The organism is Persephonella marina EX-H1, from assembly GCF_000021565.1.
Lineage (GTDB): Bacteria > Aquificota > Aquificia > Aquificales > Hydrogenothermaceae > Persephonella > Persephonella marina.
In genome coordinates, this window is the sequence record NC_012440.1 from 169,218 (window position 1) to 192,528 (window position 23,311).

Below are 23,311 nucleotides of genomic sequence, written 5' to 3' on the forward strand. Positions count from 1 at the left end.
CCTAATTTTGTCTTTTAATCATTATCTCAAAGAATAAAATGGATTTCAAAGAAATTTTGATTCCGGATAACCAAGGTGAAAACCCTGACCGTAATCTATACCTATATTCTTTAGAATTTTTAAAATATCTTCATTTTCTATTGATTCTGCAACCGTTTTTATGTTCAGTCTTTTACATAGCAGATCCATACTCTCAACAAAGGCTATACTTTTAGGATCGGAGGGTTTAAGCTCTCTTATAAACTCCCCATCTATCTTTACATAATCTATGGGAAAATACTTTAAATAATAAAATGATGAGTAACCGCTTCCAAAATCATCAATCGCAAAACCAAAACCTTTGTCCTTGAGTTTTACTATTAATGCCTGAACTTCAGCTGTTTCCTTTACAGCCTCCCTTTCTGTAAGCTCGAAAACGATCTCCTCAGGATCTATATTCAGATCATTTACTACTGAGAATATGTACTGCCAGAAAGAATCGTCTGATATATCTTTTGCTGAAAGATTCAAAAACAGTTTTTCTTTAAGATCATTTTCTTTCTTTTCAGTAAGAGCTTTTTTAATTATTGTTTTGTCTATATCTTTAATCTTTCCAAGCTTTTCTGCGAGGGATATAAACCTGTAAGCTGATATAACCTCTCCTTTTTCATCCTTTAGTCTGGCAAGAACCTCATAGGCATGAACGTTATCATTTTTCAGATCGTATATCGGCTGAAAATAAGGTACGAAAAGTTCCTTGTCTATAGCTTCCTGCAGGATTGAAAACTCCTTTCTTTTCTCTTTTATAGTTTTTTCTATCTCCTCATGTGTTGGAACGTAAACTTTGTTTTTTCCAAGATCCTTTGCTCTGTAAAGGGCATTATCAACAACCATCATAAGTTCTTCTTTGGTTGTTCCATGTGTTGGGAATTCAACAACTCCCAGAGAGGCGCTTACAGATATTACTGCTCCCTCAAATATACAGAGTTTGTTGTTCTCAAGATTTTTTCTTATTCTTTCAGCAACGATCAGGGCTTTTTCAAGCTCTGTTTCACTTAGAAGAATAACGAACTCATCTCCTCCTATCCTTGCAACCAGATCACCATCTCTTATTGATGCCTCAAGTATGTCAGCAACAGATTTTAGAACTATATCCCCTATGTGATGACCGTATGTATCGTTAATATACTTAAAGTTATCAAGATCAATGAGTATTAATGAAAATTTATAATTTTTTCTTTTAGCTCTACTTACCTCGTATTTTAAAAGATCCTCAAATATTCTCCTGTTATAAAGATCAGTTAATGGATCATGGCCTGCAAAATATTCAAGTTCTGTTATAGCTTTGGATAAAGCTCTTGATGAACCTGTTACAAGTGTCATTATTGAAAGGATTGAGTTTAATATATTTATATCTTTTCTTGATAGCCTTTCTTCAGGTAGAACTATAAGTCCAAGAGTACCTCCTATTCCAGGAGAATCTGGCAAAAACTGGTGGGTTTCAATATGTATCTTTTTAATTTCCTTTCTTCGGGATTTATTTGATATGTATATCTCTTCAAAATCCAGATTCCTGTAAGGATTTTTCTTAAAGTTTTTAACCACATTCTCAGTGAGGTATACTTTAATCTCCTCTTTGAGATCATCAGGGGGTATATAGCTGTAGAATATATAAAATTTTATTGTGTTATCTTCCTCAAACATAAAGAAAAACAGATCGTAAGGGTATATAGCCCTTAACTTTCTTAATATCTCCTTTGCATACCCCTTCCAGTCCATAATATTTTCCCTGGAAAGGACTATCTCCTTCAGTATCTTTGTTTCTTCCTGAAGAAGTTTTTTATCAACAACCTCTTTTTCAAGGAGAAGAATAAGATCTATAGCCCTTATACTTCCGTCTTTAACAAGCTGTATGTTGTAATTCAGATTTTTCTCAAACTCCTCAAGTATAAGATCGCAGGACTGCTCTTTAAACTCTTGGGGTTCTGAAAGACTTTTTATCTCCCTCCTGAGACCTTTTATCAGGGAGTTATATTTAAGTAAATTTTCTATTACAGTTCCACTTTTTAATGCGAGCTCTTTTCTTAAGTTCTCAAAATTAAGATTTTTCCTGCTCAAAATAGATCAACTCCACATTTTAGATCGTAAAGGTACTTTAGAAGTTTATCCACATTCTCCCCCTTAAACAGATAACCATGCTGTGGAGCTATTATATCTACATCTAACTTTTCTACCCTCTTTACCCATTTTCTTAAGGCCTCGTTTGAGGCCATATACCTTTTATGAAAACTATCTATACACTTAACATACTCCTCAAAATCCTCAACAAAAAGTTTGTTTTCTGAACATGGGAGAAGACCTGCTCCAATATCCCCTGTGAAAAGTATCTTTGATACAGGATCGTAAACATTAACATGACCTGGTGAGTGTAAAAAATGGGCGGGAATTATTTTAAGCTTCAGCCTCTCATCCACCTCTAAATCCATCCCTTCATCTGGTATTCCGTATATCTGGTCTGTCCTTTTAATATCGTAATGGGGGATGAACCTCAGCCATAATTTTGATATATAGGCTTTCGCATTTGTCATCTCAAGCCAAATATTCAGACCCCCGCAGATATCCGGATCCTGATGTGAAAGAATTATAGCTTTTATATTGTTAAGTTTTGTGTATTTCAGTATTCTTGAGAGGAGTATCGGGAACAGACCAAACCCTCCCGGATCCAGTATTATACCTTTATTATTGTGAACAATAAGATACTGGTTTGATGGTATTCCTAGCTCTTCCTTGCTCTCTGCGAAACCCAGTAAAATAAATTTGTGGTTCTTTGAGTCAAAAAGGATCTTATCCATAAGATTACCTTGTAAAATTATTAAGTGTTACTAAGAATTTTCGGAAGTAAGCTGAATCTATTTAATATATAATAGGGAAAGTTTAAAAAACTGCTGAAGGAGTAAGATGGGCACACTCAGATTTTTAAATGCTGGAGAGTCACATGGACCTGCCCTGACCGCAATTATTGAGGGGCTTCCTTCAAATCTCAGGATATCATCTGAGTTTATAAACAGGGAGCTTTCAAGAAGACAGTCCGGATACGGTCGTGGCGGAAGGATGAAGATAGAAAAGGACAGAGTTGAGATACTCTCAGGTGTCAGATTTGGGTATACACTTGGGTCTCCTGTAACACTTATGGTAAGAAATAAAGACTGGGAGAACTGGACTGATATTATGGCTGTGGAAGGACAACCTACAGAAAAGAAGGAGATCACAAATCCCCGTCCAGGTCATGCTGATCTTCCAGGGGGGATAAAGTACGGATTTCACGATCTTAGAAATGTTCTTGAGAGGGCAAGTGCAAGGGAAACCACGACAAGGGTTGCTGTTGGTGCTGTATGTAAACAGCTTCTTGAGGATATAGGTATAAGAATAGGAAGCTATGTTGTTTCAATAGGTGAGATTTCACTGAGGGATAGGATAAAGGATATTCCCCTTGAGGAAAGATTTGAAAAGGCAGAAAGTTCTGAGGTTAGAACACCTTTACCTGAGCTTGATCAAGAATTTAAAGAACTGATAGATAGGGCAAGGGAGGAAGGTGAAAGTCTTGGAGGTGTGTTTGAGGTTTTTGCTGTTGGTGTTCCTGTCGGTCTAGGGAGTCATGTTCACTGGGATAGAAGGCTTGATGGAAGAATAGCACAGGCAATGATGAGTATCCAGGCAATGAAAGGTGTTGAGATAGGTGAAGGATTCAGCCTTGCAGAGATGTATGGTTCTCAGGCCCATGACGAGATTTTCTGGGATAAGGAAAGAGGTTTTTACCACAGAACAAACAGGGCAGGTGGGATTGAAGGAGGAATAACAAACGGAGAACCAATATTAGTCAGGGTAGGTATGAAGCCTATACCTACACTTATGAGAAGAAAATCACTCAGATCTGTAAATATAAAAACGAAACAGCCATTTGATGCAGCAAAGGAGAGATCTGATGTGACAGCTGTACCGGCAGCAGCAGTTGTTGGTGAGGCGATGCTTGCAATAGTTCTTGCTCAGGCTGTTCTTGAGAAGTTTGGTAATGACAACTGGATAGATATAAAGAGAAGGATTGAAGAATACAGAGCATACACAAGGGAGTTTTAGTTTACACGGACTAACTTTTTCTGCTATAATAATTGAAGTTTGTGTCATATCGGTAATAACGAATGGAGGCCTAAGCTTTGGAAGGTTTATACATTAATCATGTTCTGTTTGCTGTAGTTGCCCTTGTTGTTGTTCCTGTTATATTTTCAACATTTGCAAAGAAGCCTTCTTTAGTTCCAACACCTTTACAGAACCTTTTTGAGATGTATATAGAGTTTGTTGATAATATGATAAAAGAGAATATGGGAGAAAAGGGAAGAAAATACTTTCCCCTTGTTGCAGGTATCGGTCTCTTCGTATTTTTTGGAAACCTTATGGGAATGATCCCGGGGCTTGAGTCCTACACTGCAAATATAAACACAACACTTGCACTGGCTTTACTTGTTTTCGTTATATACAACGTTGAAGGTTTCAGAAAGCACGGTATAGGGTACCTCAAACATTTTATGGGACCTATTCCTGTTGCTGCACCAATCTTCTTCATAATAGAGATCATATCACATATAAGCAGACCTATAACACTTGCATTACGTCTTTTTGCAAATATGACAGGTGGTGAGCTTATAACTATAGTTTTAATCATGCTTGTTCCACTTTTAATTCCTCTTCCAATAATGGTTGTTCACCTGATTGCTGTATTCCTTCAGACATACGTATTTATGATACTTACTACAGTTTATATAGCTGGTGCTATCACTGAAGAAGCACACTAAGGAGTAATTCTATGGTGAATGTGAATAAAGTTCTGGTTTGTGTAGACCTAACACCGGTTTCGTTAAAGGCTTTAGAGTGGGCTAAAGATATAGCCAGAAGATACGGAAGTGAGCTTGTTGTATACCATGAGATGGAAGATGTTTACACGATGCTAAAGGTCAGCTCATCTTTCGGGATACCATCTGCACCAGATCTTAAAGAGAATGCAGAAAAAAATGTGAAGGATAGACTGAAACCTCTGCTTAAGGATTTTGAAGGTTCATACAGGCTTGTTATAGATGCTAAAGGAAAGGTGGTTGACAGGCTCCCTGAGATCGTTGAGGATGAAAAGCCCGATCTTACTGTTATAACCCACGATTATGAAAGAGATATACCAAGATTAAACTCGCAAATACTGGTAATAAAATAAAAAGTAAGGAGGTTTTTACAGTAATGAAGAAATACTCTACCGCATTCATAATGTTAATGATGGTAGCAGGTGCTGTCTCAGCTGCTTTTGCTGGTGAGGGTGCTACAGCTGATGCTATGGCAAGAGCTATCTTCTACGGAGGCGTTGCTATAGGTGCTGGAGTTGCTATAGGTGCTGCTGCTGGAGGTGGTGCTGCTGGACTTGGTAATGCTATTAGAGGTGTTCTTGAAGGTATGGCAAGAAACCCAAATATGGGTGGAAAGCTTTTAACAACAATGTTTATTGGTATGGCGCTTATAGAAACATTTGTTCTTTACGGACTTTTAATAGCAATCATATTCCTCTTTACAGGAATATTTGACGGAAAAGCTGGATTCTAAAGTTAAAACAGATAGTGTTAAATAGGTAGACTTATAGATCTGGAGCGTGCATCTAGTATGTGCGCTCTTTTTATTTTATAAATTCAGGAGGAGTAAGATGCCAGAAAAGGTAAAGGATCATCTTTCAAATAAGAAAAGAAAGAGAACTTCAGGTTTCCTTGCAAGGAAAAGAACAAAATCTGGAAGAAAGATCCTTGCAAGAAGAAGGAGAAAGGGAAGAAAGAGAATCGCCATCAGCTAAAGATGGCGTCCCGTTATGATTACGCTGAAAGACCGTGAGATAAAAAGTATTCTCTCAAAAGGAAGATCTTTACATACAGAGAACTTTATAGTTATCTACAGAAATAATGATCTTGGATATCCGAGATTTGCTTTTATTCTATCCAGAAAATTTTCAAAGAAAGCGGTAGTTAGAAACAGGGCAAAAAGGATTATTAAAGAAGCACTAAGGGCATATTACGGAAGTCTTAAGAATCTTAGTTATGATATCATTTTTATTGCTAAAAAAAATATCATAGGAAAAAAAACTCAAGACTTATACCGGGATATGGAAAAATTAATTTCTATCCTTAGAGAAGGAAATGGACAGATTTCTGATAAAACTTATTAAGATTTACAAAAAATTTGTATCGCCTGCATTACCAAACAGCTGTAGATATTATCCTACATGTTCAAGTTATGCTATACAGTCTATAGAAAAGTACGGAGCTTTAAAGGGAAGCTTAAAAGCTGTGTGGAGAATTTTAAGATGCAACCCTTTCTCTAAGGGTGGTGTAGATTATCCATAAAAAATTTAGAGAGGTAGCAGATGAACAATAACGATCAGGAAATGCAGAAACGGATGTTTATCTTTTTTATAGCAGTAGCTGTTCTGCTTATAGCTTACTCCATTATAAGCAGTTATCTCTATCCAACTGAACCTTCACCTGAGAAAAACCAGAAAACTCAGGAAGTGGTTGAGGTTAAAGAGGAAATAAAAGAGCAAAGAAAGGTACCTGAGCCAGAAGAAAGGATAACCTATAAACAGACAGGAGATTATGACTTACTTTTAGATAAAAGAAGAATAAATGCTGATAATCTTAAAGACACAGTCAGGATAAATACAGATTTTGGATATATCGAGATCTCAAAGATAGGGGCAAGAATTGTTTCAATCTACGTTGAAAAGTTCAAAACAGATATGATAAGTGATTTCTCAAAAACAAACAGACTATTTCCTACAGAGATAATAACAACAAGTCCAGAGCTTACAGCCCTGATAAATTTCAGCCCTTATTCATTTAGACAGGAAGGGGACAGACTTATTTTTGAACTTAAACAGGGGGATATATCTGTAAGAAAGATATTTGAGGTGAATAAAGATTCTACACTATCTTTAAAAATAGATACAGAAGGCCTTGAAAAGTACGGTCTATCTGTTATTAACGGTATATCCTTAAAAGCTGAAAGCAGGGCATTTGGTCATTCAGGGGCTATAATCAAAACAGACAAGGAGCTTATAAAGCTTGATGCTGATATAGATAAGAAGCAGACAATAAGAGGACATATTTTATGGGCAGGTGAGGAAAATAAGTATTTTCTCCAGATGCTTGCTGTAAAGGGTGGTTTTTCTGCAACACATGTGGTTCCTATAGCTGAAGAGAAAACCGTTGTTTTCTCGGAGATCCCAACATCTGTTGAGGGATTCTTCTTTGGCGGACCTAAGCTTTACTCACTTTTAGGTGATATTACTGAAAAATACAAAAAGGAGTGGAACATAGATCTTTCACTCAGAGAGAGTATAGATTTTGGTTTCTTCGGTATACTTGGAAAGCCTTTATTCCTTATTATGCACTTTATCTACGACTACATACATAACTGGGGGCTTACAATAATAATCCTTACAGTCCTTTTAAGGATAGTTCTCTTCCCTCTGAACCATAAAAGTCTAAAAGCTATGAAAAAGATGGCTGATCTTGCTCCTGAGATAAAAAAGTTACAGAAGAAATACCAGAAGGATCCACAGAAGTTACAGGAAGAGATGATGAAGCTTTATGCTGAACATGGAACAAACCCTATGAGCGGATGCCTTCCGATAGTTGCACAGATCCCTATATTCATAGCACTTTATAACGTTCTTATGGTAACCGTTGAGCTTAAGATGGTTCCATTCCTCTGGGTTCAGGATCTTGCAGATAAAGATCCTTACTATATTCTCCCTATTCTTATGGGTGTTTCAATGATAGCCCAGCAGTGGATAACACCTTCATCTGATAAAAACCAGAAGATAATAATGTATATAATGGCCTTTGTTTTCACATTCCTTTTTATGAACTTTCCGGCAGGACTTGTTTTATACTGGCTTACGAATAATATATTAGGGATAGGTCAGAGTTTTATAGTAAACAAACAGATGGGACTTTACAAACCCAAAAACAAATGATCAAAGATACAATCGTAGCAAATGCAACACCGCTTATCCCTTCAGCTGTTTCGATTATAAGGATAAGCGGTGATAGGGCTTTAGAAATAGGGAGAAAACTGTTCAGGCTCCCTGAGTCTATCAGGGAGAGAAGAGTATATTTTGGAAAGATAACAGACAGTAAAGGAAGTGTTATAGATGAGGGGCTCTTTATTTTCTTTAAAGGTCCAAGAAGCTTTACAGGTGAGGATGTTGTTGAGATATACCCTCATGGGAGTGTTCCAGTTGTAAAGAAAATTATTGAAGAAGCTGTAAATCTTGGAGCGAGATTTGCACAACCAGGTGAGTTCACAAAGAGAGCATTTATAAACGGAAAGATAGATCTTACACAGGCTGAGGCTATAGCCGATCTGATAGAGGCAAGATCTGAAAAAGCTTCCCGTGTAGCTGTAAACATACTTGAAGGTAAGCTCTCTGAAAAGGTAAAAGAACTTAGAAACAGTCTTTTGTATCTTGTATCACTTATTGAGGCTGAGATTAACTTCCCGGAAGATGTTGAGGAGATAGATCCAGATCAGATAAAAAAAGGACTGGAACATGTTATTAAAGGGATAGATGATCTTCTAAGAACGTACAGGAAAGGAGAGATCATAAGGGAAGGTATAAAGCTTGCTATAGTTGGAAGACCAAATGTTGGAAAATCATCTCTCTTTAATGCTCTCGTAGGATATGAAAGGGCTATAGTTTCCGAGTATAGAGGAACAACAAGGGATTTTATTGAGGAGACTGTATCAATTAAAGGAATACCTGTTAAACTCCTTGATACAGCTGGATTAAGGGAAACTGAAGACAAAATAGAGCTGATAGGTATTAAAAAAGCAAAAGAGAAGATAGAGGAAGCTGATGTTGTTATATTTGTTTTTGATCTTTCTGAAGGCTTGACTGATGAGGATCTGAGAATCTACGAACAGATAAAGTATAAAGATCCTATAGTTGTAGGTAACAAATCCGATCTTGTAAATGAAAAAGAGCTTGATATTTTTAGAAAAAAGTATTATTTTAAGAATGTACTATTTGTCAGTACTAAACTTCAGAAAAACTTAGATCATTTAGAAGAAGAGATCTTCCACAAACTTGGAATAATTGAGGATAGCGATTCAGAAATATATATAAATCTTAGACATTACAAAGCATTAGAAAAAGCAAAAAATATTCTTAAGAAAACAGTTCAGAATATTGATGAACTGATTGATTTTAAAGAGATTCTAATGCTTGAGATAAGTGAGGCAGAAAAATATCTCGAGGAAATCACAGGTGAGATAACCACAGAGGATGTTCTTGAAAATATATTCAGTAGATTTTGTATAGGAAAATAACTGATTCAAAAACAAATCAAAAGGAGGCTAAAAAACGTCATGGTTGAAACAATCACACTGGAAGAACTGAAAAGGATGACTCTTCAGGAACTTCAAAAACTTGGTAAAGAGATAGGACTCCAGAGAACAACAGGTTTAAAAAAATCTGAACTTATAGCTAAGATACTTGAGAAAAAGGCTAAAGATGAAGGCCTGAATTTTATAAAAGGTGTTCTTGAAGTACTTCCAGAAGGTTATGGTTTTATAAGATCAATAGAGAATAACTATGCTCCCCACTCAACAGATATCTATGTATCACCTTCACAGATAAAGAAGTTTGGTCTTAGAACAGGTGATTACATTATAGGAATTGCAAGACTTCCAAAGGACAATGAAAAGTACAGAGCACTTATAAAGATTGAGGCTGTAAATACTGTAGAACCGGAGAATATAAAGAGAAGACCTATCTTTGATAGGCTTGTACCATTCCATCCAACAGAGAGGTTCAATCTTGAGTATGATCCATCAGACCTCTCAACAAGGGTCGTTAGCCTGATATCACCTATAGGAAAAGGACAGAGGGGTCTTATAGTCGCTCCACCTAAAGCGGGAAAAACAGTTCTTATACAGAGACTTGCAAAAGCTCTGATAAAAAATCATCCAGAGGTACATCTTATAATTCTTCTTATAGATGAGAGACCTGAAGAAGTTACAGAGATGAGAAGAATTGTTGGTGAAGGTGCTGAGGTTGTTGCATCAACATTTGATGAGCCACCAGAAAGACATATGCATGTTGCAGAGCTTATAGTTGAAAGGGCTAAAAGGCTCGTTGAGAACGGTCAGGATGTTGTTATACTTCTTGACTCTATAACAAGATTATCAAGAGCTTCTAACGCGATAACACCACCAACAGGAAGGGTTCTTTCAGGTGGTCTTGAGGCTACAGCTCTCCAGAGACCTAAAAAGTTCTTTGGAGCTGCAAGGAATATAGAGGATGGAGGAAGTCTGACAATACTTGCTACAGCACTTGTAGAGACAGGCTCTAAGATGGATGATGTTATATTTGAGGAGTTTAAAGGAACAGGTAATATGGAACTTTATCTTGATAGAAGACTTATGGAAAGAAGGGTATTCCCTGCTATTAATATTCCAAAATCAGGAACAAGAAAGGAAGAGCTCTTACTTGAAGACTGGGAGCTTCAAAGGGTATGGATACTCAGGAAGTTCCTCTCCACAATGGATGAGGTTGAGGCTATGGAGTTCTTACTTGACAAACTTGCAAAATTCAAATCAAATGAAGAGTTCCTCAAATCTATGAATGCTTGATCAACCTGCTTATAAAAGTTAAAATATTAGTTTGCTTGACTTTTAAAAATCTGGAATATATTTGGAGGTAGAAAATTGAAAAAAGGAATACACCCTGAGCTTAAGGTGACACATTTTGTGTGTGGTTGCGGAAATGAGTTTGATCTACTCTCAACAAAAGGTGGTGTTGTTCACCTTGAGGTTTGCAACCAGTGTCATCCATTTTACACAGGAAAACTTAAGATAAAACCTCAATTTTTAGAGATAAAAGGGGTGACAGCTGAAAGTAAGTAATGTTAAATAAGTATCTGCTTCAAAAGCTTGAGAATATTGATGAAAAATTAAAGAAGCTTGAAGCAGCTTTATCTGACCCTGAAGTACTTAAAGACCAGAAAAAGTTGCAGCAGGTTGCAAAAGAGCATAAAGAGACTGAAAAACTGTCAAAACTCTACAAAGAGTACAAAAAGGTTCTCAAAGATATAGAGGAAACAAAATCTCTCCTTAATAATCCAGATGAGGAGATGAGGCTTTTAGCTGAAGAAGAGCTCAAGAATCTGAATCAGAGGAAGGAAGAGTTAGAGAAAGAGATACAGATAGAGCTTCTTCCAAAAGATCCAAATGATGAGAAAAACGTTATCCTTGAGATAAGACAGGGTGCTGGTGGTGAAGAGGCTGCTTTATTTGCCGGTGAGCTTTTCAGAATGTACCAGAGGTATGCTGAGAGAAAAGGATGGAAGGTTGAAGTTTTAAGTATGCACCCAACAGATAGAGGCGGAATAAAGGAAGTTATAGCTTTAATAAAAGGACAGGGAGCCTATTCAAGACTTAAGTTTGAAAGCGGTGTCCACAGAGTTCAGAGGGTACCAGAAACTGAAAGCTCAGGAAGAATACATACATCAACAGCAACAGTAGCTGTATTACCTGAAGCTGAAGAGGTTGATATTGAGATAAAACCTGAAGAGCTTAAGATAGAGACTATGAGAGCTTCAGGTGCTGGTGGACAGCATGTTAACACGACTGACTCGGCTGTAAGAATAACACATATACCTACAGGTATTGTTGTGAGCTGTCAGGATGAGAGATCACAGCTCCAAAACAGAGCAAAAGCTATGCAGATTCTGAGGGCAAGACTGAAAGATTACTACGACAGGCTTGAAAGGGAAAAGATAGAAAAAGAAAGAAGAATGCAGGTTGGAACAGGAGACAGATCAGAGAAGATAAGAACTTACAACTTCCCTCAGAACAGGGTTACAGATCACAGAATCAATTACACATCACATAGACTTCACGACATACTTGACGGCGATCTTGATGAGATAATAGATCAGCTTATAGCTAAGGAGCAGGAACAGAAGCTCCTTGCTATATCAGAGGAGTAAAATCAAGCGCCCGTAGCTCAACTGGATAGAGCACGTGACTACGGATCACGAGGTTGGGGGTTCGAGTCCCTCCGGGCGCATTAGGTAAAAATCCTATTTAATTCAGAATTTTCAATATTTGTATCAAAATTTTCTAATTGTAAGTGTCTGGAATTATCTATAATTTTTTGAAATTTTTGCACCCAATTTTGCACCCAGTTTTTATACAGGAAGAACAATACTTAAGATATAAAATTTGACATAGAAAAATTCAATTTTTAAGTTTAAAGCTATAGCGTTCAATCTTTTGTATAGGAAAATGAAAAAGATGATTTTATTGTTTGTTGGAGATCTTTTACTTTAGTTATTTAAGAGTTGTGAAAATGAAAAGGTTACTGGTGGAGAAGTGTAAAAGTGAATATAAAGAAAGCGGTTGAAGAAACGGGAAAACACTTCTTAAATGTAGCAGTAGCATTAATTATATTTGCTATCTTACAGCCGATTATAAAAGGAGAGTTCAATCTGAAAACAGGTATAATTTTTGTAACTGCATATATTGTTATATTGTTAATTGGTAACTTGCTTATAGCATTTGGAGGAAAAGATGATGGATAAAGAGATTCTTTATTACATAATAATATTTTCAGGTATTATTTTAGGTGGATTAATTAGTGTAGGTGTTTTAATGATCTTTAATAAAATATTAGGAACCAATAAATGAGTGTTAGCAATTTAAACACAAAGTCTGGCAATGTTTTATGTTGCAATCCTAACTTAATTTATAACTCTATGTGGAAGATAACTTTCAAACATTTCAAATGCTGGTCTAAACCCTCACAAATATCATAAATTCTTAAGTTTTTAATTCGGATAATAATTTAGAATAGCAGTTGAAAGGAGAAAATTATGAGATTAATTTTATCGATTGTTTTTACTCTATTTTTTACTGAAATAAAGGCTGAAGAAGATAAAAATAAAAACTGTGTAGAAATAGAAGTCTGTGCCTGTAAGGATAAAAAATGAATGATCTTTCCAACAACCTGTTTTCCCGAAGGCTGGAAATATAAGGATTATGAAAAATGTGAAGATAAAGAAAGTAAAGTTAAAATACCAATGCATTAGGTTAATTGGTTTTCAGAGTAATCTGTTTACTACAGTAGTGTGAAATATAAGGGTTAAAAGTATTAAAACGTTGTATATGAGATAGAAAAATTTTTTATCTTTTAAACTGAACTTTCTATGAATTACATAGGCTGTAAAAATTATTGGGAGAATATTTATCAAAAATAAACACAACCTGAATGATAAGTAACCTAAAAAAGATTGTGAAGTTAAAAGAGCTGAGGATAGATAAAGTATTGGTATAACAGCTGTTAAAATTACCAAGTTTTTTAAAGATGGTTTTACAATGTATCTCATTTTTAATCTTTATAAATTTTTTTAGCATATCTTAGCATTGTTATATCTTAAACTGGTATAATATATATTATATGGGGTCGTAGCTCAGCTGGGAGAGCGTTGCCTCGGCATGGCAAAGGTCGCGGGTTCGAATCCCGCCGACTCCATCTCTTAATTCAGCTGTCACAGCTTTCAAAAGTATCTATCACTTGGATAATCTCCTCGGAAAAAGATAAAATAGAATTAACAAAAATAATACAGGAGTGTAATAGATGAGAGCATCCCAGTACTTTATACCCACTTTGAAGGAAGCACCTGCAGAAGCAGAGGTTCCAAGTCATATCTATCTTATAAGAGCAGGCTTTATCAGACAGCTTGCAGCTGGACTTTATGAATATCTCCCACTTGGATTCAGGGTTTTAAAAAAGATAGAAGGAATAATCAGAAAATATATGGATGATGCAGGAGCTTTAGAGGTTTTACTCCCAATTCTCGCCCCTGCAGAGCTCTGGCAGGAAACGGGAAGATGGGATGTTTATGGAAAAGAGCTTTTCAGGGTTGAGGACAGAAAGGGAAGATTTTTTGCCCTTGGACCTACACATGAGGAAACAATAACAGATCTTGTCAGAAAAAATATAAGATCTTACAAAGATCTTCCAAAGAACTTCTACCAGATACAGACAAAGTTCAGGGATGAGGCAAGACCGAGATACGGTCTTATAAGGGGAAGGGAGTTTATTATGAAAGATGCTTACTCATTTGATATATCTGAGGAGATGGCTGTAAAATCTTACGAGATTATGAAAGAGGCTTACAAAAAGATATTTGATGAGCTTGGTCTTGATTACCTTATGGTTGAGGCAGATGTTGGAGCTATAGGTGGAAAGTACTCCCATGAGTTTGTTGTAAAAGTTCCAAATGGAGAGGCTCATATTGTTTTCTGTGATAACTGTGGTTATGCTGCAAATGTTGAGGCTGCAAAGTATGAGTTTGAGCTTGACAAACTACCACCAGAAGATGAAAAACCCTTAGAGAAGGTTCATACTCCGGGAGTTTCGTCTGTTGAGGATGTATCAAGATTTTTAGACATTAATCAGAAGAAGATAGTAAAAACACTTGTTTACATACTTGATGATGGCACAGCTGTTGCTGTTTTAATAAGGGGGGACAGAGAGCTAAATGAGACAAAGCTTATAAATTACTTTAAAGCCCTTGACTGCCACCTTGCTTCATCTGAGGAACTTAAAGATTTAGGTATAGTTGAGGGTTTTGTTGGACCTATGGGCCTTGATATACCAGTTTATGCTGATATCTCTGTCAAAGATCTCCATAACTTTGTTGTAGGAGCAAACGAAGAGGATTACCACTACATAAATGTAAACATACCGAGGGATTTTAAACCTGTTGATTTTGTTGATTTTTCAACAGCAAGGGAAGGGGATCCTTGTCCTGTCTGTAAAAAACCTTTAAACGAGACCACAGGTCTTGAAGTTGGTCATATCTTCCTTCTTGGAACAAAGTATTCTGAAGCGTTAAAGGCTTACTTTGTTGATAAGGACGGAAGAGAAAAACCTATAGTGATGGGATGTTATGGAATAGGTGTAAGCAGACTTATGGCGGCAGCTGTTGAACAGAGCCATGACGAAAACGGGATAATCTGGCCTGAGAACATAGCACCATTCAAGCTTCACATACTTGCACTTAATATAAAAGATGATCAGATTAAAACTGTAGCTGAGGATATATACACCAAGGCAAAAGAAAAAGGAATAGAGGTTCTTTTTGACGACAGGGATATCTCTCCAGGAGCTAAATTTAAGGATGCTGATCTTATAGGAATACCTTACAGAATAGTTGTTGGTAGAGGTGTAAAAAATGGTAAAGTTGAGATCCAGACAAGGAAGGATGGAAAGAAAGAAGAGATAGATATTAATGAGATAGATAATTTTTTAGACAGGTTATAAGATGAGCTATGAAGATTTTATATACAATCTTACAAAAACAATACTCCAGGATTTTGATATAAAAACTCTTTTTATAAATGTTACAGATCAGATAAGGAAGTTCATAGGTGCTGAGAGATCCTCACTATTCTTTTATGACAGGGAGAAAAACCTTCTCAGATCTGTTGTTATATCTGTAGATCAGAATGTTGATAAGATAGAGATACCTGTAGATAAAGAGAGTATAGCAGGATACACAGCTTTAGAGAAAAGGATACTGAACATAAAAGATATACACGACAAAAAAGAGCTTTCATCCATTGACCCAGATCTTAAGTACCATAATCCATGGCTTAGTATCAAAGGAGTTGAAACAAGATCAATGCTTTCTGTACCTGTGATAAAAGATGGTGAAGTTTTAGGCGTATTTCAGGCTATAAATAAGGATCCGTACTTTACAGAAAAGGATGAGGAGATATTAGGAAAGATAACACCTCTTATCGCTATAGCCCTTGATAACGTTATTAAATACTCAAAGATGAGAATTGCCCAGAATATAGAAAAGGTTATACTTGAAAATATATCTGAGGCTGTTGTTCTCTTAGATAATGAGAACAGAATAATAACCTTTAATTCACAGTTTGGTGAGATGACAGGTTACAGATTTTCCCGGAATGAGGCGAAAAATAAAAAGATTGAAGAGATACTCCCGATAATAAAAGCACATCTTGATAAGATAGATTTTGTGAGAAAGTATATGATACCTGAAGAGATAACACTTGATCTTATAAGGATAAGGATGGTGCCTATAATATGGGAATGTGTACTTGAGGGAAGATTTGAGTATGTAGGATTAATATTTCATTTTCCACGTGGTTAGATATGAGTATAACAATTAAAAGAAAGATTCCTGATAAGAGTTTTATTGATCTTATAGTAGAGAGGCTTGGTCTTCAGCTTGAAGACATCAAGAAATATCAGAGTATCGCAAAAAAGGAAAACAAAAATCTCCTTCAGGTTCTTATTGAACACGGTTACTCAGAGGAAGATATAGCAAAGATAAAGGCTGAGTATTTTGGTTACAAGTATGACAGGCTTACAAACTATGTTCCACCCGAAGAGATAACGGAGATATTCAGCAAAAAATTTCTTATGGAAAGGTATGTTCTTCCTCTTAAGTTTGATCAGAATGTTCTTATTCTTGCGATGGTAGAGCCTACAGATGTTATAACAATCAATGAGGTTATAGAGATACTCAAACAGCACGGCTATGATATAAAGGAAGTGAACATAATAATAACAACTAAAAAGCAGATCCTTGAAAAGATAGAACTCTTATATGAGGAAAAGAGGAAGTTAGAAGAGATACTGAAGATATTACAGGTTGAAGAGAAGGAAGAGTTTAAGTTTGAGCATGAAGAGGATATAACAGAGAAAAGCTCTCCTATAATCATGCTCGCCCACAGAATAATTGAGGATGCATACAAGAAAAACGCATCTGATATACATATACAGCCTACAGAGGCAAATACAAGGATAAGAATGAGAATAGATGGAGATCTTGTTGATTATCTGAATCTGCCGAAGTTTGCCCACGAGCCATTAATAACAAGATACAAGATTATGGCTAATATGAAGATTGATGAGAAAAGGGTTCCACAGGATGCGAGGATAAATTTCGCAAGATTTAATCCGGCTATTGATATTGACCTTAGGGTTTCAACAGTTCCAACAGTTTATGGTGAGGATCTTGTTATGAGACTTTTAGATAAAAGCAGTGTTATACTTGACCTTGATAAACTTGGCTTTTCAGAGAACCATCTGAAGCTTTACAGGGAAACAATCAGGAAACCTTACGGGATAATACTCCATGTTGGACCAACAGGTTCAGGTAAAACAACAACACTTTACTCAGCATTAAAGGAGATAGACACACCTGAGAAAAAGATAATAACAGTTGAAGATCCTGTTGAGTACACACTTGGTGGATCAATCGTCCAGACTAACATAAATCCTGCCGCAGGTTACACATTTGCAAAGGCTATTAAATCATTTTTAAGACACGATCCTGATGTTATGCTTGTTGGTGAGATAAGGGATATTGAGACTGCAAAGATAGCTGTTGAGGCATCACTTACAGGACATCTTGTTTTCTCAACACTCCATACAAATGATGCTGTAAGCACAATAACAAGACTTGAGGAGATGGGAATAGAGAGTTATCTTCTTGCAGATTCACTGCTTTTAATCTGTGCCCAGAGACTTGTAAAAAAGATATGTAACAGCTGTAAAACAGCCTACATACCATCTAAAAAAGAAGAGATAGTTATAAAAAATGCAGGTTTTGAGATAAATGATGATTTAAGGCTTTATAAGGGAAGTGGATGTAAGGTGTGCAACTTCACAGGATACAAAGGAAGAACAGGTATCCACGAGCTTTTAAAGGTAGACTCAGATATTAAGAATATGCTGATAGAGAGAGAATCAACAGAGAAGATAAAAGCTGTTGCCCTTGAAAAAGGGATGAAAACCCTCCGACAGGATGCGGTAGAAAAAGCCTTAAGGGGAATAACAACAATTGATGAGGTTATAAGAGTTACCTTAGAGTAGGTTTATTTGTCTTCCACTTTTTCTAATATATCAAAAAGAGAAGGATTTTTTTGTTGAGTTTTTTTTCTGTATTTCCCTACAAATTCTCCTTTTTCTTTTCTTTCTTTGAATGTTTTTTTAACTACATGTTTAGATATTTCTTCTTGAGCTTTAGGAATCTCAAACTGATAATTTTCCAATCTTTTTAAAGCATAATCTGTATATTCTTGAGATATATCTATTCCTAAATAATGATGTCCTAATATTTTAGCTGCTACTAAAGTTGTCCCACTACCACAGTATGGATCTATAACTAATTTCCCACGCTCTTCATCAAATATGGAATATATTATTCTTACAGGTAGTGCTATAGGAAACGGTGCAGGGTGAGGATTATTATTTTCAGGCAATAACCTCCAAATTGATGTTAACAAAGCATGTCTGGATTTAAGTTCTTTACCTATTTTATTATTCCCTATTGGTTTATATAACCAGTAAATTCTCTCTTCTACTTGCCAAAATCTCCATCCCCTTAAATTAGCTGCTATCATCCTATCCCATATAATTTCCTGTCTTATAATCCATTTTGTTTTTCTTAACCAGTCCATAGGATGAAACATTATGCCTTTTTCCCATCTTATTTTATGATTGTAAAAAAAAGAACCACCCGGTTTTATAATTCTATAAAGCTCGTTTAATACTTTTATTTGAGTTTCTTGATATACTTCTTCAGGTAGGTTGTCTGTAGCTCCTTTATATGTTATTTTGTCTACTAACCAACCTTTTTTATCTTCTCTCTTATTGTAAGGAGGTGAAGTAATACCTAAATCTATTGAATTGTCAGGGATTTTTTTTAAAGTTTCTAAAGTGTCTCCACAAATTACTTTATCTATAAACTCACTAACCATCTTGAGCGTTCTCCCATAAAAATTTATAAAATTTCTTTACAATATAATTTTCGTATTTCCTGAGTTCCTTTTTTGGAAGGCAGAAAACAAGTTTTAAATTTTTGCAGTTTATATAGTCTTCATATGTAAAGGAAGCACTTCTCAAATACTGTCCAGGAATATCACCATCAGGAAAGCGTTTATTAAGTTGATCTTCTAATTTTTTTACAAACTTTTCACAACGAAAAGGAAACTCTATAATATATATCAATTTTCCATCAATAAATCCACTTACTAACATATTTATATTTTCATTTAAATCTCTTTCTAACCTCTCGTGAGTATAATCAGTAAAGTTACCACCACCGTTTAGTTTTCCTCTCCCTGAGCTTTTTATATTTTTTGGTTTTGCTTCACATCTTATAGGTTTTCCATAGGCACTTAGTTTATAACCGTTATATCCTATTTTCCCTTTTGTATGCTGATATCCCGCCAATGTTACAGTGAGAAATTCTCTTAAAGTAGATGAGTTAGAATCGTTCATATAAATTGTAAGCAAATCTGTTAGAATAGCAATTAGGTTGTTTTTAGAACAGTCCAATAAATATGAGTTTAACTCTTTGTGAGTTTTGGTTGCATATATTCTTATTATTTCAGCTAATTCTCTGTTCATAGCTCCAACCGATATTACAGTTATATCATAACATTGTATTAGAATTATACATTAAATCTGAAATGTATCACATCTCCATCCTGGACTATGTAGTCCTTACCTTCTATTCTTAGAAGTCCCTGTTCTTTTGCTTTCTGTAAGGAACCTGCCTTTATAAGATCCTCATAGTTTATAACCTCGGCAGCTATAAAACCTCTTTCAAAGTCTGAGTGTATCTCACCTGCTGCCTGTGGTGCTTTTGTTCCTCTCTTTATAGTCCATGCTCTTGCTTCCTTCTCTCCTGCTGTAAAGTATGTGATAAGATCAAGAAGTCTGAATCCTGTTCTTATCATCTTATTTAATCCCGGTTCTGACAGACCGTAAGCCTCAAGGAGTTCTCCCCTTTCTTCCTTAGGTATCTCTATAAGCTCCTGTTCAACCTTACCACACAGGACAACAACAGGAGCGTTCTCTTTTTCAGCTTTTTCTTTTATAGCCTTAACATACTCGTTATCTTCACCTTCTGGAAGATATTCCTCATCTATGTTTGCAACATACATAACAGGCTTTAATGTTAGTGGAAATATAGTTTTTCTCATATAATCTATCTCTTCTTCCTCAAACTGATCTGTAAATGATCTTAAAGGCTTCAGATCCTCAAGTATCTTTTTTGCCTTTTCTAACACCTGAACCTCAAATTTAGCCTCTTTGTTACCTGTTTTTGCAGGTTTTATAACCTTATCAAGCCTTTTCTCAACAGTCTGGAGATCTGCAAGAATAAGCTCAGTTTCTATGATCTCAGCATCCCTCACAGGATTAACAGATCCTTCAACGTGTACAACATCACTATCCTCAAAACATCTTACAACATGTGCAATAGCTGAAACATTCCTTATATTTGATAAAAACTGATTTCCAAGACCTTCCCCTTTACTTGCTCCTTTAACAAGTCCTGCTATATCAACAAACTCAATTGTTGCAGGTACTATTCTCTTGGATCTTTCTATCTGTGCAAGTTTTTCAAGTCTCGCATCTGGAAGATCTACAATCCCTACATTTGGATCTATCGTACAGAATGGATAGTTTGCAACTCCGGCTTTTGCAGTCTCTGTTAATGCATTAAATATTGTGGATTTCCCAACATTTGGAAGTCCAACTATACCAACATTTAACTTCATCTTTCCTCCATTTTTAGAAAATTCTTAAGAAATTTATGGGTTTAAGGAGATTTTTCAACAGATTCATACAGTCTCAACAGTTTCCTCTGGGGAGAATATCTTTTTCAGTCTGTTCAGTGCATCCTTTTCAGATAGAAAGAGGATGACCTTCCTCTCATCAGGTGTTTCATAAACAACCTTTATATACCTTCTTTTTACAGGTCTTACCAGAAGATCAAACCTGACTCCCTTATTATATCCGCTAATCCATACTTCCCTTGTCTCATCATGGTAAAAATAGCTGAACCCTTCTTTCTGTGAGATCTCGTTTAGATACTCAGGTATCTTTTTCATCTCCACCTCTCTTTTCATTAAGGAATAGATATTATAGCATTATTCCCTTTTATCAACCTCCTTTTTGATCCTCAGATAAACAAATGCAGCCATAGTTAAAACAAAAAACAGAAACATAAGTACAATAATCCCGCTCATAAGACAGCCTCCCTAATTCATTTATAATAACTTATTACAAAAAGATAAAAGGAGGTAGCTTTGAGGAGACTTTTTTCAATAGAGAATCTCACATTTATAGCCATAATACTTGGTATTCTGTCCGGTGTTTATCTAAAAGATATCGTTATAAATCTCAAGCTTGTGGGAAATGCATTTTTAAATCTTCTGAAGATGATAACTATACCCCTCATATTTGCCTCTATCTTTGTGAGCATAGCCTCACTTGCCTCAATAAAGGATATAAAGGATATGGGGATTAAGGCTATAGTTTATTACTTTTCAACAACGGCGCTTGCCGTTTTTACAGGTATCGTTGTTGTTAACTTTATAAATTTCAGTCCTGTTGATGGGATGAATCTTTCATCAGATGGTTTTGAACATAAAAAGTTCACAGTTGAAGCACTTATTCAGAGTTTTATCCCGTCAAATATTTTTCAGAGTCTTGTTGAGGGTAAAGTTCTTCACGTTATAATTTTTTCAATTCTTTTTGCTATTGCTGTCTTGAAACTCCAACAGAGCAAGAAAGAAGTTATTACGAGATTCTTTGAAGGTGTTAATGACTCTATGCTGACTGTGGCAAAATGGATTATTAATCTTTCCCCTTTAGGTGTTTTTGCCCTTGTTTCATACATCGTTGCTGATAAAGGCCTTGGGTCTATACTCTCTCTATGGCAGTATGTTCTTGCTGTTGTTGTTGGTCTTCTTATACATGCTGTTTTTAATCTCGGTCTTATAGGATTTTTATTTGGGAAGTTCAATCCCCTCAGTTACTTCACAAAGGTTAAAGAGGCTCTGCTTATCGCCTTCTCAACATCCTCAAGTTCAGCAACACTTCCTGTTACACTTGAGGTTGCCGAGGAAAGGGCAAAGATAGATAAAAAAACTGCAGGCTTTGTTCTTCCACTTGGAGCAACCATAAATATGGATGGGACGGCTCTTTATGAAGCTGTTGCTGCAATGTTTATAGCCTCACTTTACGGGATAGAGCTCTCTATAGGAGAGCAGATAATTATATTCTTTACAGCTTCACTTGCTGCTGTTGGTGCTGCCGGTATTCCAAGTGCTGGACTTGTTACAATGACACTTGTTTTCACGGCTGTAGGTATTCCACTTGAAGGTATTGCGATAATACTTGCTGTTGACAGATTCCTTGATATGCTCAGAACTGCAACAAATGTTTGGGGTGATCTTATAGGGGCAAAAATAATAAGCAGGTTTGTAAGATAGATGCTTGAGAATCTCTTTTCAGTACTGCTTTTTTTTATATCAGGTTATCTCTCAAGGAAGCTTCGGATATTTGATGAGAGATCTGCTGATACTCTTATAAAGTTCATAATATACATTGCATTTCCTGCACTTGTTATATACAACGTTTACTATCTTGATATAAAGAGATCATTTATCCTTGTTATACTTGGCGGATGGCTTGTAATAATCTTTTCAATAGCTGTCTCGTATATTGCAGGGAAGTTAATGAGGTTAAACCGTGTAACACTTGCATCATTTGTTATGATGGCATCATTTGGTAACACATCATTCTTAGGTTTTCCTTTCCAGATAGCTCTACTTAGGGAAGAGGGACTTAGATATGCTGTAGTTTTTGATCAGCTTGCATCATTCCTTCCTGTTTCCCTTATCTCACCTTTTATACTTTCATTTGGACAGTCATCGGAAAAGATAGGCATTGATATAAAAAAGGTTTTAACATTTCCGCCATTTATAGCCCTTTTAGGTGCTTTTTTGATAAAAAATATCTATATTCCTGAGTTTGTTCTCGGCAGTTTAAAGATGCTCGGTATGACTGTTATACCCCTTGCTCTTTTCTCAGTTGGTATAAATCTCAGATTTTCTAAGGTTAGGGGAAGGCTGAAGGATATAATTGCTGTCATATCAATAAAGATGCTTATGATACCTGTTTTAACAGTTCTTGTTCTTTATATACTTTCTGTAAATCCTGATACTGAGTGGCTCTCATTTATTATTGAGATATCAATGCCCCCTATGGTTTTAGCCTCTATACTTGTAATAGGTGCAGGTCTTGACAGGGATCTTGCTGTTTCATCTGTTGGAATTGGTATTATAATTAGTTTTATAACAGTTCCATTGATATTTTATATAACCAAAGCTTTCCTTTAAG

At 35.9% G+C, this 23,311-nt stretch carries 24 protein-coding genes and 2 tRNA genes; 20 read left to right on the forward strand and 6 right to left on the reverse strand.

The annotated features are described in order from the left end of the window. Nucleotides 1-45: 45 nt before the first annotated feature. Together PERMA_RS00935 and PERMA_RS00940 are read right to left on the reverse strand one after the other, a co-directional pair. Nucleotides 46-2,097, reverse strand: coding sequence for a putative bifunctional diguanylate cyclase/phosphodiesterase (locus tag PERMA_RS00935; RefSeq protein ID WP_012676649.1), 2,052 nt, complete (start codon nt 2,095-2,097; stop codon nt 46-48). Continuing rightward, nucleotides 2,094-2,831, reverse strand: a complete 738-nt coding sequence (locus PERMA_RS00940) for an oxygen-binding di-iron domain-containing protein (protein WP_012675302.1) — start codon at nt 2,829-2,831, stop codon at nt 2,094-2,096. The genes PERMA_RS00935 and PERMA_RS00940 overlap by 4 nt, the downstream gene beginning before the upstream one ends. 106 nt (nt 2,832-2,937) lie before the next feature. Between PERMA_RS00940 and aroC the strand changes: the two genes are divergently transcribed. The 18 genes from aroC (at nt 2,938) to PERMA_RS01030 (ending at nt 17,986) form a co-directional block, all read left to right on the forward strand. Next, the gene (gene aroC, locus PERMA_RS00945; protein ID WP_015898987.1) at nt 2,938-4,113 is read left to right on the forward strand and encodes a chorismate synthase; all 1,176 of its coding nucleotides are present in this window, start codon (nt 2,938-2,940) and stop codon (nt 4,111-4,113) included. 77 nt (nt 4,114-4,190) lie between these two features. Beyond that, a complete protein-coding gene (gene atpB, locus PERMA_RS00950) occupies nt 4,191-4,826 on the forward strand; it encodes a F0F1 ATP synthase subunit A (protein WP_012675266.1) in 636 nt (211 codons plus the stop codon). An 11-nt stretch (nt 4,827-4,837) separates the two neighbouring features. Beyond that, nucleotides 4,838-5,236, forward strand: coding sequence for a universal stress protein (locus PERMA_RS00955; protein ID WP_012675815.1), 399 nt, complete (start codon nt 4,838-4,840; stop codon nt 5,234-5,236). A 23-nt stretch (nt 5,237-5,259) separates the two neighbouring features. Continuing rightward, on the forward strand, nt 5,260-5,616 hold the full coding sequence (locus tag PERMA_RS00960; RefSeq protein ID WP_012676914.1) for an ATP synthase F0 subunit C: 357 nt from the start codon (nt 5,260-5,262) through the stop codon (nt 5,614-5,616). A gap of 97 nt (nt 5,617-5,713) precedes the next feature. After that, nucleotides 5,714-5,857, forward strand: a complete 144-nt coding sequence (gene rpmH / locus PERMA_RS00965; protein WP_012676356.1) for a 50S ribosomal protein L34 — start codon at nt 5,714-5,716, stop codon at nt 5,855-5,857. Nucleotides 5,858-5,872: 15 nt separating this feature from the next. Then, complete coding sequence (gene rnpA, locus PERMA_RS00970) at nt 5,873-6,226, forward strand: ribonuclease P protein component (protein WP_049756057.1); 354 nt, start codon at nt 5,873-5,875, stop codon at nt 6,224-6,226. Then, entirely contained in the window at nt 6,198-6,404 is a 207-nt protein-coding gene (yidD, locus tag PERMA_RS00975) for a membrane protein insertion efficiency factor YidD (protein WP_012675521.1), read from the forward strand. Before rnpA ends, yidD begins: the two co-directional genes overlap by 29 nt. Nucleotides 6,405-6,424: 20 nt before the next feature. After that, nucleotides 6,425-8,038, forward strand: a complete 1,614-nt coding sequence (yidC, locus tag PERMA_RS00980) for a membrane protein insertase YidC (protein WP_012675216.1) — start codon at nt 6,425-6,427, stop codon at nt 8,036-8,038. Next, a complete protein-coding gene (gene mnmE, locus PERMA_RS00985) occupies nt 8,035-9,393 on the forward strand; it encodes a tRNA uridine-5-carboxymethylaminomethyl(34) synthesis GTPase MnmE (protein ID WP_012676314.1) in 1,359 nt (452 codons plus the stop codon). Before yidC ends, mnmE begins: the two co-directional genes overlap by 4 nt. A gap of 39 nt (nt 9,394-9,432) precedes the next feature. Further along, nucleotides 9,433-10,698 (forward strand): transcription termination factor Rho, encoded by a 1,266-nt coding sequence (rho, locus tag PERMA_RS00990; RefSeq protein WP_012675994.1) that lies wholly within the window; start codon nt 9,433-9,435, stop codon nt 10,696-10,698. A gap of 75 nt (nt 10,699-10,773) precedes the next feature. Continuing rightward, nucleotides 10,774-10,971 (forward strand): 50S ribosomal protein L31, encoded by a 198-nt coding sequence (rpmE, locus tag PERMA_RS00995; protein WP_015898981.1) that lies wholly within the window; start codon nt 10,774-10,776, stop codon nt 10,969-10,971. Then, entirely contained in the window at nt 10,971-12,056 is a 1,086-nt protein-coding gene (prfA, locus tag PERMA_RS01000) for a peptide chain release factor 1 (RefSeq protein ID WP_012676428.1), read from the forward strand. Before rpmE ends, prfA begins: the two co-directional genes overlap by 1 nt. A 6-nt stretch (nt 12,057-12,062) precedes the next feature. Continuing rightward, nucleotides 12,063-12,136: transfer RNA gene (locus tag PERMA_RS01005), tRNA-Arg, on the forward strand. 313 nt (nt 12,137-12,449) lie between these two features. Further along, on the forward strand, nt 12,450-12,650 hold the full coding sequence (locus PERMA_RS01010; RefSeq protein WP_012675287.1) for a hypothetical protein: 201 nt from the start codon (nt 12,450-12,452) through the stop codon (nt 12,648-12,650). An 877-nt stretch (nt 12,651-13,527) separates the two neighbouring features. After that, nucleotides 13,528-13,600, forward strand: a tRNA-Ala gene (locus PERMA_RS01015). Nucleotides 13,601-13,705: 105 nt separating this feature from the next. Next, nucleotides 13,706-15,397 (forward strand): proline--tRNA ligase, encoded by a 1,692-nt coding sequence (locus PERMA_RS01020; protein WP_012675772.1) that lies wholly within the window; start codon nt 13,706-13,708, stop codon nt 15,395-15,397. A 1-nt stretch (nt 15,398) separates the two neighbouring features. Further along, nucleotides 15,399-16,256, forward strand: a complete 858-nt coding sequence (locus tag PERMA_RS01025; protein WP_012675475.1) for a GAF domain-containing protein — start codon at nt 15,399-15,401, stop codon at nt 16,254-16,256. A gap of 2 nt (nt 16,257-16,258) precedes the next feature. After that, nucleotides 16,259-17,986, forward strand: a complete 1,728-nt coding sequence (locus PERMA_RS01030; RefSeq protein ID WP_012676835.1) for a GspE/PulE family protein — start codon at nt 16,259-16,261, stop codon at nt 17,984-17,986. A gap of 2 nt (nt 17,987-17,988) precedes the next feature. On the opposite strand, the gene PERMA_RS01035 is transcribed toward PERMA_RS01030, so the two are convergent. The 4 genes from PERMA_RS01035 to PERMA_RS01050 form a co-directional block, all read right to left on the reverse strand. Continuing rightward, nucleotides 17,989-18,873 carry a DNA-methyltransferase gene (locus PERMA_RS01035; protein WP_012675331.1) on the reverse strand — a complete coding sequence of 295 codons (885 nt, stop codon included), beginning with the start codon at nt 18,871-18,873 and terminating at the stop codon, nt 17,989-17,991. Next, entirely contained in the window at nt 18,866-19,525 is a 660-nt protein-coding gene (locus PERMA_RS01040) for a hypothetical protein (protein ID WP_012676605.1), read from the reverse strand. The genes PERMA_RS01035 and PERMA_RS01040 overlap by 8 nt, the downstream gene beginning before the upstream one ends. Before the next feature lie 44 nt (nt 19,526-19,569). Further along, entirely contained in the window at nt 19,570-20,682 is a 1,113-nt protein-coding gene (gene ychF, locus PERMA_RS01045) for a redox-regulated ATPase YchF (protein WP_012676695.1), read from the reverse strand. Nucleotides 20,683-20,745: 63 nt separating this feature from the next. Further along, nucleotides 20,746-21,015, reverse strand: coding sequence for a hypothetical protein (locus PERMA_RS01050; RefSeq protein ID WP_012676052.1), 270 nt, complete (start codon nt 21,013-21,015; stop codon nt 20,746-20,748). 198 nt (nt 21,016-21,213) lie between these two features. Between PERMA_RS01050 and PERMA_RS01055 the strand changes: the two genes are divergently transcribed. After that, complete coding sequence (locus tag PERMA_RS01055) at nt 21,214-22,401, forward strand: dicarboxylate/amino acid:cation symporter (RefSeq protein ID WP_012676031.1); 1,188 nt, start codon at nt 21,214-21,216, stop codon at nt 22,399-22,401. Then, the gene (locus tag PERMA_RS01060) at nt 22,402-23,310 is read left to right on the forward strand and encodes an AEC family transporter (RefSeq protein ID WP_015898844.1); all 909 of its coding nucleotides are present in this window, start codon (nt 22,402-22,404) and stop codon (nt 23,308-23,310) included. The last annotated feature ends 1 nt before the right edge of the window (nt 23,311 follow it).

Excerpts from the sequence above, each read along its gene's own strand:
- PERMA_RS00940 (WP_012675302.1), bottom strand. The coding sequence starts at position 2,831 with ATGGATAAGATCCTTTTTGACTCAAAGAACCACAAATTTATTTTACTG.
- aroC (WP_015898987.1), top strand. The coding sequence starts at position 2,938 with ATGGGCACACTCAGATTTTTAAATGCTGGAGAGTCACATGGACCTGCC.
- PERMA_RS00955 (WP_012675815.1), top strand. The coding sequence starts at position 4,838 with ATGGTGAATGTGAATAAAGTTCTGGTTTGTGTAGACCTAACACCGGTT.
- PERMA_RS00960 (WP_012676914.1), top strand. The coding sequence starts at position 5,260 with ATGAAGAAATACTCTACCGCATTCATAATGTTAATGATGGTAGCAGGT.
- rpmH (WP_012676356.1), top strand. The coding sequence starts at position 5,714 with ATGCCAGAAAAGGTAAAGGATCATCTTTCAAATAAGAAAAGAAAGAGA.
- rnpA (WP_049756057.1), top strand. The coding sequence starts at position 5,873 with ATGATTACGCTGAAAGACCGTGAGATAAAAAGTATTCTCTCAAAAGGA.
- yidD (WP_012675521.1), top strand. The coding sequence starts at position 6,198 with ATGGACAGATTTCTGATAAAACTTATTAAGATTTACAAAAAATTTGTA.
- yidC (WP_012675216.1), top strand. The coding sequence starts at position 6,425 with ATGAACAATAACGATCAGGAAATGCAGAAACGGATGTTTATCTTTTTT.
- mnmE (WP_012676314.1), top strand. The coding sequence starts at position 8,035 with ATGATCAAAGATACAATCGTAGCAAATGCAACACCGCTTATCCCTTCA.
- rho (WP_012675994.1), top strand. The coding sequence starts at position 9,433 with ATGGTTGAAACAATCACACTGGAAGAACTGAAAAGGATGACTCTTCAG.
- prfA (WP_012676428.1), top strand. The coding sequence starts at position 10,971 with ATGTTAAATAAGTATCTGCTTCAAAAGCTTGAGAATATTGATGAAAAA.
- PERMA_RS01020 (WP_012675772.1), top strand. The coding sequence starts at position 13,706 with ATGAGAGCATCCCAGTACTTTATACCCACTTTGAAGGAAGCACCTGCA.
- PERMA_RS01025 (WP_012675475.1), top strand. The coding sequence starts at position 15,399 with ATGAGCTATGAAGATTTTATATACAATCTTACAAAAACAATACTCCAG.
- PERMA_RS01030 (WP_012676835.1), top strand. The coding sequence starts at position 16,259 with ATGAGTATAACAATTAAAAGAAAGATTCCTGATAAGAGTTTTATTGAT.
- PERMA_RS01035 (WP_012675331.1), bottom strand. The coding sequence starts at position 18,873 with ATGGTTAGTGAGTTTATAGATAAAGTAATTTGTGGAGACACTTTAGAA.
- PERMA_RS01040 (WP_012676605.1), bottom strand. The coding sequence starts at position 19,525 with ATGAACAGAGAATTAGCTGAAATAATAAGAATATATGCAACCAAAACT.
- ychF (WP_012676695.1), bottom strand. The coding sequence starts at position 20,682 with ATGAAGTTAAATGTTGGTATAGTTGGACTTCCAAATGTTGGGAAATCC.
- PERMA_RS01050 (WP_012676052.1), bottom strand. The coding sequence starts at position 21,015 with ATGAAAAAGATACCTGAGTATCTAAACGAGATCTCACAGAAAGAAGGG.
- PERMA_RS01060 (WP_015898844.1), top strand. The coding sequence starts at position 22,402 with ATGCTTGAGAATCTCTTTTCAGTACTGCTTTTTTTTATATCAGGTTAT.